The following is an 11,946-nucleotide window of genomic DNA, read 5'->3' on the forward strand; positions in this document are numbered from 1 at the left end:
TTAATTAATTATTAATAATCACATCAACAATTTGTGATACCGAAGAACTTCCTTTTTGGTGAAAAACTAAATCATTTTTTATATAATCCTCTCTAGCTTCTTTATTTATTGACAAAGGTATTTTATCGTTTAAGTTTTGCCAATACTCAATAACTTTTAAGTCTTTAAAATAATCAACTGCATTTTTTGAAGCTCCAAATTTTGGGTAAACAATAGGTTTATTCAACAATATTGGTATTTCGTTAGTTGTTGAAGCATGTACAATACAAAAAGAAGAGTGGTAAACTAAAGCATAAATATCTGTCTCTTTTAACACTATTGTGTTATCGTCCATATCTAAATTAACTTTACTTATATCTGTATGGGGGTGCAATTTAACAACTAAAATATACCCCTCCCTTTTTACTCGATAAGCTATGTTTTTTATATGCTGTATTCTATACTCATCAGTCCAACCTTTTAATTTTACTTCAGGATAACCGTTTTCAATATATAAAGCATATTTTTTGCCGCTCGTCAAAATTTTATAAGGCTTGCCTTTAAGGTATGTAGATGCATCAAAATCATTTTTTGCAATTCTCCTATAGAAAACATCATAGTCTGGTTTACCAACAACTATTATTCTGTCTTTTGGATAATTTACTACTTCTTTATAATACTCCTCATATTTTTTTGAATATACAAGACAATAATCATTTAACAGGTCTTCAGTATAAATTGGTTGCATCATAGCTTGGTATTGATCTCTTAGATAAGAGAAAACAATCTTCCATAACTTAATATTTAAAAGAAAAAGTGGTTTTTTATTCAAAACTGAATAAAAATAATTTGGAATTATTTTGCTTAAATATAAAAAAGCTTTGTTCTTTTTATTTGAGAACTTACTTTTAGGTTTGAATGCTTCTATAGCATCTTTTAAGTAGTCTCCTAGAGGAAAATCCCCATGCATTAAAAATACTGTTTTTATACCTAACTTTCTGCAAGCCATAACATTTGCTCTATCCCAAATATATTTTGTATTCAACGAAACTAGAACATCTGGTTTTTCTCGTTTTAATACTTTATAAATAAACCGGGTATTGTAATAACTAATATCTCTACATAAAATACCATTTACAACTTCCTCTTTAGGAGTGTTCTCTTTATAAGAACCTGTATGAATTAGAACTGTTTCATGTCCTAATCTTTTCAATTCCTTATCAAATGGAACAAAGCACCTTGTTCCATGGGTCCAAACATCATAATAAAAAATCTTCATTATTGAGAAAATGACTTAAGGTTTTTTAAATAATCTTCTATTGCTTTTTCCGTGTTTTCCTTTTCAATAATGAGCTCTACAAACTCTCTAAAAACACCATCTCCTCCATTCTTGGAAAGTATAACTTTAGCATATTTCTTTATATAGTCTGGAGCATCTTGAGGGGTAGCACTTATTCTTGCTTTTTGTAAAACTTCAATATCGTTTAAATCGTCGCCAATATAGGCTACATCATTCCAGTTTAAGCCTAAATTACTTAGGAGAGTTTCAACCACTTTTTTTTTGTTCTTAACTCCTACAAAAACATGTTCAATCTTCAATTTCTCTGCCCTCTTTTTAACTGCTTCAGAATTCTCACCAGTAACGATTCCAACCTTAATCCCTAAAATATGGCAAAACAAAACGCCTGCACTATCCGATGTGTTGAATTTTTTAAATTCTATTCCATCATTAGAGTAATACATTCCACCATCAGTCCATACTCCATCAATATCTGTCAATATTAGTTTAGGTAACATCATCTTACTTAAGATTATTTATATAAATTATTTCGTCCTTGGGTAATGTTTTTATTAGTTTTTTTCCTAATACTTGATGTTTGTCCATCCATTTAAAACCATCTCCGGGACTTAATAAATGAATGTCATCTTCAGTTATAATATGCCCTGCCTCTAATGGTTTTAATGTGGCTATAGATCGTTCTAGTTTTTCACGTGCAATACTTACTGATTCCTCGATACATATTTTTTCCTCCCCCATTGATTGATCAAGATTCCTAATATCTCTCATCATTCTATATATTCCGTCTATGGCAAGTGAACCAGCTTGATCGGTTCCTTTCATCTGTCTATCAAGTGTAATATGTTTCTCTATTATTTTAGCTCCCATGGCAACTGCTGCTATTGGAGTCGCTATTCCTATTGTGTGATCAGAATATCCAATTTTATATTTTGGATATTTCTTTTGCAAATACGTAATCGTTTTTAAGTTTACATTTTCGTATCGAGTGGGGTATTCTGAAACACAGTGCAAAATAGATAGATCACTATTATATTTTGTAATAACATTGATAGCATCTTCTAGTTCTCTTTCTCCAGCCATGCCTGTAGATATAATCATAGGGATTTTTGTTTCCGCTAATGCTCCAAGTAAGGGCAGGTTCGTCAAATCTCTTGAAGCTACTTTTAATTTATCCGGCGTGAACAATTTCAACAAGCTCAAGCAGCCCACAGCGCATAAGGTTTCGATAAAATCTAAACCTTTATCTTTTGAATATTTATAAATTTCAAAATGCTCTTCATCATTTAATTCTAAAAAATCACGATGCTCTCCGTAAGTTTTTCCGAAAGAATGGCTTCCATTATAAGGTCTTTTCATTTGAGATGCAGATAACTCTTGTGCTAAATCTCTTTTAGTTAATTTAACAGCATTCATCTGTTTAAGTTCTTTTCCAAATAATTTATCATGAATTGGTCTAGATACCACATCTACAATTAATTTTGCAATATCTACAGAACCGTTATGGTTTTGCCCTATTTCTCCAATTATATATGTCATTTATTATATTTTTTAATGTTCAATTTCATTACTAGTGAAATATCTTGAGAGTTTTTTATATATTTTATTGTTTCATGTATATCTTTATTTAAAAAAACAAACTTGGTGTAAACTTTTTGAGCATTGATAAAATCTTCGTTATTATCTATAGTCAATCTTATTTCATCTTCGTTAAAAACAATATCTGGTGCATCCAACAGATTAATTTTAAAAATATGATCATTTTCATAAATAAAATTTGTAACATGCTCTAAATGTGTTTTTGCAGTTGTTAGCTTTAATGTTCTTTCCATAGCGCCTAAGGAAATAATTTCTGCAAAAAGACCTAAATGAGTTTTAATTACTGGTATATTTCTATGATTTTTATAGCTTAAGTAATCTAAACTCTCAGATGTTTTCCATGTCTCTATCATTTCATTTAAAAATCCAATATTCAAAAAAGGATTATCGGCACAAATTCTAATTATGCCTTTAGCTTTAAACTCGTTACCAGCATTAACAAATCTTTCAAGAACATTATGCTCACTTCCTCGAAACCATGAAACTTTAAGTCTGTCTGCTAATTCTATAATTCGGTTATCATCATAATTTGTTGATGTACAAACTACACATTTTATATTTGTTTTTCTTAATTGATTAATTAATATCTCTAAAATTGATTTTCTTTTATAAAATGGTAATAATACTTTACCTGGAAGCCTACTTGACCCGGTTCTAGCTTGTATCAAAACAATTAAGTCATTCATTATATTAGTATTAAAATATAATTAGTAAAATTTAACATCTTTATTTAATAGCATCAACAACTCCACAAAAATCTAATACTGTTTTATCATTAGAAAGCTTTAAGTCTTTAAACTCATCATGTGCCACTAAAAAAACAATAATATCAGCTAAATCGACTGCTTTTTTAAAGTCTGTTAACTTAAATATCTTATGCTCAGAAATATTAGGCTCGACAATATAATGTGCTTCATTATTAGCATTTTGCAATACTTTTTGAGCTATGTATTTGGCTGGAGATTCTCGTAAATCGTCAATATTAGGTTTAAATGCAAGCCCCATTAAGGCAATACTGGGTTTGCGCCCATGCCTTAATTCAAATTCTAACTTGGCTGTCTGTACCTTTTCGGCACACCAAAAAGATTTGTAGTTGTTAATTTCTCTTGCTTTTCCTATAATTTTAGATTCCATAGGGTAATCAGATACAATAAAATATGGGTCCACTGCAATGCAGTGACCACCAACACCACATCCTGGTTGCAATATATTCACCCTTGGGTGTTTATTTGCCAATTCGATAAGCTCCCACACATTTATATTTGCCTTATCACATATAAGAGACAACTCATTTGCAAAAGCAATCTGAACATCGCGTGAAGAATTTTCAACTAACTTACACATTTCGGCAGTTCTGGCGTTTGTTTCGTGTAAATCTCCTTTTATAAATTGGCTGTAAAACTTTATGGCTTTTTTTGTAGATTGATCGTCTACACCTCCAATAACTCTATCATTATTAACAAGCTCATACATCACATTTCCAGGCAACACACGTTCTGGACAGTAAGCTATGTGTAATTTATTTTCGAGTTCGGGTCTTTCAGAATATATTAAACGCATCATTTTTTCTGTAGTTCCAATTGGAGATGTTGATTCAATAATATATAAATCACCATCCTTTAATAAAGGAATTACAGCTTTTGTTGCAGCTTCAACAAAAGAGATATCTGGCTCATTTTTTCCTTTAAAAGGAGTTGGTACAACAATAAGATATGTATTAGCTTCAACTGGAGTTGTTGATGCTTTTAAATAACCTTCTTTAACAGCATTTGCTACTGCTATATCTAATTCTGGTTCAACAATATGTATTTTCCCTGCATTAATAGTTTCAACTACTTTTGGGTTAATATCTACTCCATGAACACTAGTTTTGTTTTGGGCAATTAACGCTGCTGTTGGCAGACCTATATATCCCAACCCTACCATAACAACTTCTGGGTTTTTATGCATAATTTAAAGGTTTGAAATAAAATTAACTATTTTTTCACAAGCTGTGCCGTCCCCGTAAGGGTTATGTAACATACTCATTGAATCATAAAATTCTTTATTATTTAATAGCTTATTGGTTTCATTTACTATTTTTTCACTATTGGTTCCTACTAATAAAACGGTACCAGCATCAACTGCTTCAGGGCGTTCAGTAGTATCTCGCATAACTAAAACAGGTTTTCCTAAGCTTGGTGCTTCTTCTTGAACACCACCACTATCTGTAATTATTAAATAGGATTGGTTCATTAACCAAACAAATGCAGGGTACGACAATGGATTAATTAATTTGATATTAGTAATATCATTCAATAACTCATAAACAGGTTTTTGAACATTTGGATTTAAATGCACAGGATAAATAATTTGGCAATCTTGATGTTGTTGTCCCAATTCCTTTAAAGCAGCGCATATATTAACAAAGCCTTGTCCGTGATTTTCTCTTCTATGCCCAGTTACTAATATGAGTTTTTTAGACGAGTCTATAATTGTTTTTAGGCTATCTATCTCTTCATCTTGAAATTGAGGTAAATTAACTTTGTTTGTGCTAAAATTAAGCGCATCAATAACTGTATTTCCAGTAATTAGTATAGTCTTTTCATCTACATTCTCTCTAATCAAATTTGCTTTTGATGTAGGTGTTGGTGAAAAGTGAAAATCTGAAATACTTCCTGTTACACTTCTGTTTATTTCTTCTGGAAAAGGTGATCGTTTATTAAAAGTTCTTAGGCCTGCTTCAACATGACACACTTGGGCTCCTGAATAAAACGCTGCGATGCTTGTAGACATAGTAGTAGTTGTATCCCCATGAACATACACGTAATCTGGTTTAAAATCTTCTAGAACAGTCTTCAAACCTGTAATTATATCTGCCGTAAGCGTATATAAGTTTTGGTTTGGTTTCATTAAATCTAAATCGAAATCTGGAGTGATTTCAAAAAAATCAAGAACTTGATCCAACATTTCTCTATGTTGAGCGGTTATACAAACCTTAGTTTCAAATTTATCTTGATGGCTTAAAAACTCCTTCACTAATGGCGCCATTTTAATGGCTTCAGGTCTTGTTCCAAAAACAATTAAATTTTTCTTTTTCATTTGGGTAGATTTGTTAAAACACTATGCTTGGGTCTGCGTGCAAAAGTACGATAATTCTTTGCCTTAACAAGTTTTACTTTATTATATAACCTGTTTTCTTTTAAAGTTTGTTCAGCAAAATCATACCAAGTCATAATCTTTTCATCACAAAAGTGTCTAATTCTGTAATCTTCTAGTTTATAGATAATTAAATTAATTGTATAATTTGCTAAACTTTCTGTGTTCGTAGGGCATCCTATTTGTGTATCTGTCACAAAGAGGTCTTCACCTGCTTTTGCTTTTTTAAAAATGGTTTTATAAAAATTATTGCCGTGTTTTTTGCTATACAACCACGAGGTTCTTATTATAAAATACTTCTCTAAAATGTCTTGAATATGTTGCTCGCCTAATAGTTTTGATTTTCCGTATTCATTAATAGGGTTTGGTTTGTCTTCGACTGTATAAGGCTCTGTTTTCTCGCCATCAAAAACATAATCTGTTGAAATATGAATTAATACCGTGTCTGTTTCTTTACAAGCTTCAGCTAAATATTTTACACCTTCTGCGTTTACTTTATAAGCTATTTTAGGCATTTTTTCAGCTTGCTCTACATTGGTGTAAGCTGCGCAATTTATACAATAATCAAATTTATTCTTTTTAAAAAACAGTTTTAAATCTGCTTCTTTGGTAATGTCTAATTCTGCTTTAGTGACAAAGGTAAATTCAAGGCTGTATTCGTTTTTAGAGAACAACTCATTAATGGTTTTTCCTAATTGACCATTTGCACCTGTTACTAAAACTCGTTTATTCATTTAAGTAAGCTTCAAATGTTGGTAGTACTTTGTCTTTTTCTGAAAGTATTAAACCTTCCGTTGGAAAATTCCAATCAATATTTAGTTCTTTATCATTATAGATGATGCCTTTTTCTGAAGCTTTATTATAATAATTATCACATTTATAAGAAAAAATAGTGTGATCTTCTAAAACTAAAAAACCATGTGCAAATCCTTTAGGAATAAAAAGTTGTTTGTGCTCAATAGTATCTAGAATTATTGAGAAATGTTTCCCGAATGTTAGTGATTTTTTTCTTAAATCAACACAAACATCTAAAACTCGCCCTTTAATAACCCTAACAAGTTTTGCTTGAGAAAACTTGCCTGTTTGAAAATGTAATCCTCTTAAAACACCTTTTGAAGATTGCGATTGATTATCTTGAATAAAGTTAGTAAGTATTCCTGTTTGGGCTTCAAATTTGGCTTTGTTAAAACTTTCGAAAAAATAGCCTCTTTCGTCTTTAATTACATTTGGAGTAACTACAAAACATTCTTTTAAAATGGTTTCTTCAACTGTCATATTTATAGTAATTGTTGAAGGTATTCGCCGTATCCGCTTTTAAGCAATGGTTGTGCTAGTTTATTTAGTTGAACGCTGTCAATATATCCCATTTTATAAGCTACTTCTTCAATACATCCTATTTTTTGCCCTTGTCGCTCTTCAATAACTTGCACAAATTGAGAGGCTTGCATAAGCGATGCAAAAGTGCCAGTGTCTAACCAAGCGGTGCCTTTATCTAATATTTGTACATTAAGTGCTCCTTTGCTTAAATATGCTTTATTAATATCGGTTATTTCTAGTTCTCCGCGATGGCTAGGTTTAATAGTTTTTGCTATTTGTACGACAGCATTATCATAAAAATATATCCCTGGGACTGCAAAATTTGATTTAGGGTTGATTGGTTTTTCTTCTATTAAAATGGCTTTGTTTTGGGTATCGAATTCAACAACGCCATAACGTTTCGGGTCGTTAACATGATATGCAAAAATAACGCCTCCTTTTGGGTTAATATTAGCTTGTAAAGTCTCGTTTAATCCAGATCCGTGAAAGATATTATCTCCTAAAATAAGAGCCACTTTATCATTCCCAATAAAGTCTTCTCCAATAATAAAAGCTTCGGCTAATCCGTTTGGTTGTTCTTGAATGGCATATTGAAAATTGCATCCATAATCACTTCCATCGCCCAATAACTCTTTAAATTTTGGGGTGTCTTTTGAAGTTGAAATAATTAAAATATCTTTTATTCCAGCAGACATTAAAGTAGTAAGCGGATAATAAATCATGGGTTTATCATAAATAGGCATAAGTTGTTTACTAATCACTTTTGTTAGTGGATGCAAACGTGTGCCCGAGCCTCCGGCTAAAATGATTCCCTTCATAATTTAATTTGAATATTTATTTATATACCAATTAATGGTTTTCATTATTCCTGTTTCAAAATTCTCTTGCGCCTGCCAACCTAATTCTTTTTCAATTTTTGTAGCGTCAATAGCATACCTATAATCATGACCTGGTCTGTCTGTAACAAAAGTAATTTGATTTTTGTACGACTTGTTTTTAGGTTTTATATCATCTAAAATCTCACAAATTCTATTTGCAATATATAAATTATTACGTTCGTTTTTTCCACCAATATTATAAGTTTCTCCTGAAACGCCCTTGTTAAAAACTAAGTTTATCCCATTACAATGATCTTTAACATATAGCCAATCGCGAATGTTTTTTCCATCGCCATAAATAGGAATATTTTCTCCAGAAAGAGCTTTTCTAATTATGGTTGGAATAAGTTTTTCGTCATGTTGATTTGGACCATAATTATTTGAACAATTTGTGGTTACCACATGCATGCCGTAGGTATGAAAATAGCTTCGCACTATAAAATCCGATGATGCTTTTGATGCACTATACGGACTGTTTGGTGCATAAGGGGTTTTTTCTGTAAATAAGCCTTGTTCTCCTAAAGTGCCGTAAACCTCATCAGTAGAAATATGATGAAACCTTGAGTTTTTATGTTGTTCCTTTGGCAAATTTGGAGCTTCCATCCAATGGTTTTTTGCTACATCTAATAAATTAAAAGTGCCTAAAATATTAGTGTTTACAAAAGCTGTTGGTTTGTTAATTGAATTATCTACATGCGATTCTGCTGCAAAATGGATAACGCCGTTAAAATCATATTCAACAAATAAGCTTTCAACCAAAGCTCTATCACAAATATCACCTTTAACAAAAGTGTATCTCGTGTTGTTTTCTACTGCTGCTAAATTAGATATGTTGGCAGCATAAGTTAGCTTATCTATGTTTACTATTTTAACATGCTGATTGCTTTTTAAATAATAGGGAATAAAATTTGACCCTATAAATCCAGCACCACCAGTAATCAAAATAGTCATAATCTATATTTTATCTTTATAACGTCCTAAAAATTTAATGAACTCTAGGCTTATTAAAATTAAAAAAGTTAATGTTATTAAAATTAATGCATAATACCTTTTTATGCTAAGTGGTTTACCAAAAATTTCTTTGCCGTTATCCATTGAGCCGCTATCTTGTTTGCTCGAAGTTATTTCAATAAGATGTTGTTTATCGGCAATATTCCTTTCTATTTCAACTAGTTTTTCTCTTAATTCCAAATCTTTAGAGTACAACTCAAACTCTTTTGTAGAACTTCCAGTATCTTTATTATCAATTGTAATTCTGGCTTGGGAGTTGTTATTGTTTTCAGCCGATTTTATAATTGCTTTTTGATAAACCGAAAGCAAAGTATCAGATTTAATCAATGATTTAGAAATTGCTAAAGCCTGATCTTTCAATTCTTTTAAATCTTTGTCTTGCTCCCTTTTAAAGTATTCGTTTGAATTGATGTTTTCTATAATCTTCTTAAAAACTGCGTTAAAACTATTTCTTTGTTTAGCCTTTATAGTTATTTGCTGATATTTATGATTATAATCTTTATCATTCCTTAAAAAGGATTCATAATCAATTGTTGCAGCAACAGTAGAATCAAGGGTTTTTATATATGTATCATACACCTTTAACTTTTGATTTTCACTGATTATCGATTCAATTTCAAAATCTATAATGAAAGATAATTCATCTTGTTTCATCCCTAAAACATTTTCTAAAGTGCTTATATCTCCCTGTGCCACTAAATCATTATAATAGCTAATGGCATTGTATAGATTTTCACCAGTATCATAATTTTGTTTAACTGTTATATAAGATTTATAAACGGGTTCGGATGTTTTTTCCAACAATAAACCTAGAGCAATTCCAACCACTCCAGCAATAACAAATTTTATAAAATGCTTTTTTAAGAAAAAGACACACCATACAAAGGCTAAAAACAGTTTATTGAATATGCTTCCAATAAACTTAAAAAAACGGTCAAAAGCATTTCCTATAAGCTTGAATAACTGTCCTAAATCGACTTCTTCAGACTGATTAGGTTGTGGTTGTGGCAAATCTTTACTCATAATTTTATGATGTTAATTAAATAGTTGTTCTAATATTTTTCTTGTAATTAAATAAGTGGGTTTTACACCAGAAGTACCTAATCCGCCAGATGCTAATGTGCTTCCAGTTTCTAAAGGGTTATCACTGGCATAATAGGCATAGCGTACTTTTACATTTGGGCTTATACTATTTCTAACTTTTGATGCCGCTTGAATAGCTTTTTGGTAATGTGCACCTTCCATTTCTAAACCTATAACACGCCATGTGGAATTGTAAAAGAATTTTAAAATGTCTTTATTTTGTAGCGATGTACCTAAAACCGTAATCATTGAGCCTTCGTAAACATTAACACCTTGGCATTCAAAATCTTCTTTTTTAAGCTCATTTTTAAAAGGATAATTGTCCGCTGTTCCTTCAAAAATATGCGCAGTTGGAATCATAATATCTCCCTTACCTCCTTCTAAAATTCCTGCTTTACCCATTATAGAAATAGATTCTACATTCAAATGAATATTCTTTCCTTTTACTTTATAGGGTTTTAATAATTCATCAATAGTTTCATAAGCTTGCTCTCCAAAAGCATAGTCCATTACAAAAATTACTGGTTTTTTATCTTTTAAAATTGTTTCGTCTGTCTTTATATCAATTTTAGAAACATCTATTTTATCAGTATCAAAAATTTGAACATCTATATTAGCCCCAGATGTATCTTCAATATAAATCATACCTCGAAGTAACGCTTCTTTAGTTACCTTATTTCGAAGATTTTCACTTTCTTTTTGGCTTAAAGACTCATAAACCTCGAAAACACCTTTTTTAGACTTCAATGCATTTGGAGCAAAAAGTGTATTCATAACACTATGCATATTTGCACTTATAATATGTATTGGTCTTTCTAATAAATCGTTTTTATGTAGTGCTTCTTTTATAGTATTCGCCCAAATTTCACCATGAATGTGATGTCCAAGGCGCTCTCTAAGTACGGGGCTAAAAGTAACTGTACGTTTATTATTATTTATTTGCTCTTCAATGGCTAATTTACCTAGCCAATATACTATATGTAATAAACGCTCTGGTTGTGTAGTTGTTGCAAATTTAGAATACACAGTACTTAATTCGCTAAAAGTACGTCCTAAAATATTAGCGGTATGTGTAATAGCAATTTCTCGCTCGGGTTGTGTTAGTTTTTTTGTTGATAAAACTGCTTTTTCTAACTTAACCCAATCTCTTGTTGTAGATCCTGTATCGTTAATTAAAACACGATTACTTATTTTATGAGACTCTACAAAAAGAAAAGTAAGGTGCGTTAAAATATCATAGATTTCTGAGCGTCCTCTGGTTATCTCAATATTCATTTGCTCCTCATCAATTCGGTAACAATTACGACGCCTTTTTGGAGGAATAATGGATTTGAAATGAGAATCTGAATATCCTTCATCACTAGTCAAATTAATAAAAGTACATTCTTCTATCCCAATTGGCAATCTATCAATAACATAAAGTAAGCCTTCTAGTTCTGCTTTTTCATCACCAATAGAACCATAAATTTCTGGACGCAATAATAATAATGATTGCCTTAACGTTTCTCCAGAAACCCCCATAGGCTTATAAAACCCTCGGTTAAACAAATGGCGCATAGTAATGTACATTCTCTCAATAGCATTCGAGCTTTCTTGGGCTCTCGTTCTTTCGTGATGTTTCTTTTTACTCATACATTTTTAATT

At 31.1% G+C, this 11,946-nt stretch carries 12 protein-coding genes; all 12 read right to left on the reverse strand.

From position 1 onward, the window contains the following. Positions 1-4: 4 nt before the first annotated feature. The 12 genes from RG22_RS08195 to RG22_RS08250 are packed head-to-tail and all read right to left on the reverse strand — an operon-like array spanning position 5 to position 11,934. Positions 5-1,258 (reverse strand): glycosyltransferase, encoded by a 1,254-nt coding sequence (locus RG22_RS08195; protein ID WP_034042351.1) that lies wholly within the window; start codon positions 1,256-1,258, stop codon positions 5-7. Beyond that, positions 1,258-1,779 (reverse strand): KdsC family phosphatase, encoded by a 522-nt coding sequence (locus RG22_RS08200; RefSeq protein ID WP_034042353.1) that lies wholly within the window; start codon positions 1,777-1,779, stop codon positions 1,258-1,260. Before RG22_RS08200 ends, RG22_RS08195 begins: the two co-directional genes overlap by 1 nt. A 1-nt stretch (position 1,780) precedes the next feature. Next, entirely contained in the window at positions 1,781-2,815 is a 1,035-nt protein-coding gene (locus RG22_RS08205; RefSeq protein ID WP_034042355.1) for an N-acetylneuraminate synthase family protein, read from the reverse strand. Further along, on the reverse strand, positions 2,812-3,561 hold the full coding sequence (locus tag RG22_RS08210) for a cytidylyltransferase domain-containing protein (RefSeq protein WP_052143683.1): 750 nt from the start codon (positions 3,559-3,561) through the stop codon (positions 2,812-2,814). Before RG22_RS08210 ends, RG22_RS08205 begins: the two co-directional genes overlap by 4 nt. Before the next feature lie 40 nt (positions 3,562-3,601). After that, entirely contained in the window at positions 3,602-4,825 is a 1,224-nt protein-coding gene (gene wecC / locus RG22_RS08215; protein WP_034042357.1) for a UDP-N-acetyl-D-mannosamine dehydrogenase, read from the reverse strand. Between the two features lie 3 nt (positions 4,826-4,828). Further along, positions 4,829-5,956: a non-hydrolyzing UDP-N-acetylglucosamine 2-epimerase gene (wecB, locus tag RG22_RS08220; RefSeq protein ID WP_034042359.1), complete on the reverse strand. Its 1,128-nt coding sequence runs from the start codon at positions 5,954-5,956 to the stop codon at positions 4,829-4,831. Then, entirely contained in the window at positions 5,953-6,747 is a 795-nt protein-coding gene (gene rfbD / locus RG22_RS08225; protein ID WP_034042361.1) for a dTDP-4-dehydrorhamnose reductase, read from the reverse strand. The genes wecB and rfbD overlap by 4 nt, the downstream gene beginning before the upstream one ends. Further along, positions 6,740-7,288 (reverse strand): dTDP-4-dehydrorhamnose 3,5-epimerase, encoded by a 549-nt coding sequence (rfbC, locus tag RG22_RS08230; RefSeq protein WP_034042364.1) that lies wholly within the window; start codon positions 7,286-7,288, stop codon positions 6,740-6,742. The genes rfbD and rfbC overlap by 8 nt, the downstream gene beginning before the upstream one ends. A 2-nt stretch (positions 7,289-7,290) precedes the next feature. Beyond that, positions 7,291-8,148 (reverse strand): glucose-1-phosphate thymidylyltransferase RfbA, encoded by an 858-nt coding sequence (gene rfbA, locus RG22_RS08235; RefSeq protein ID WP_034042366.1) that lies wholly within the window; start codon positions 8,146-8,148, stop codon positions 7,291-7,293. Between the two features lie 3 nt (positions 8,149-8,151). Further along, positions 8,152-9,162, reverse strand: coding sequence for a dTDP-glucose 4,6-dehydratase (rfbB, locus tag RG22_RS08240; protein WP_156113367.1), 1,011 nt, complete (start codon positions 9,160-9,162; stop codon positions 8,152-8,154). Further along, a complete protein-coding gene (locus tag RG22_RS08245; protein WP_034042370.1) occupies positions 9,163-10,242 on the reverse strand; it encodes a hypothetical protein in 1,080 nt (359 codons plus the stop codon). Between the two features lie 12 nt (positions 10,243-10,254). Beyond that, on the reverse strand, positions 10,255-11,934 hold the full coding sequence (locus tag RG22_RS08250; RefSeq protein WP_034042372.1) for a DUF6909 family protein: 1,680 nt from the start codon (positions 11,932-11,934) through the stop codon (positions 10,255-10,257). Between the last annotated feature and the right edge of the window lie 12 nt (positions 11,935-11,946).

This window comes from Wocania ichthyoenteri Th78 (assembly GCF_000789235.1).
Classification (GTDB): domain Bacteria; phylum Bacteroidota; class Bacteroidia; order Flavobacteriales; family Flavobacteriaceae; genus Wocania_A; species Wocania_A ichthyoenteri.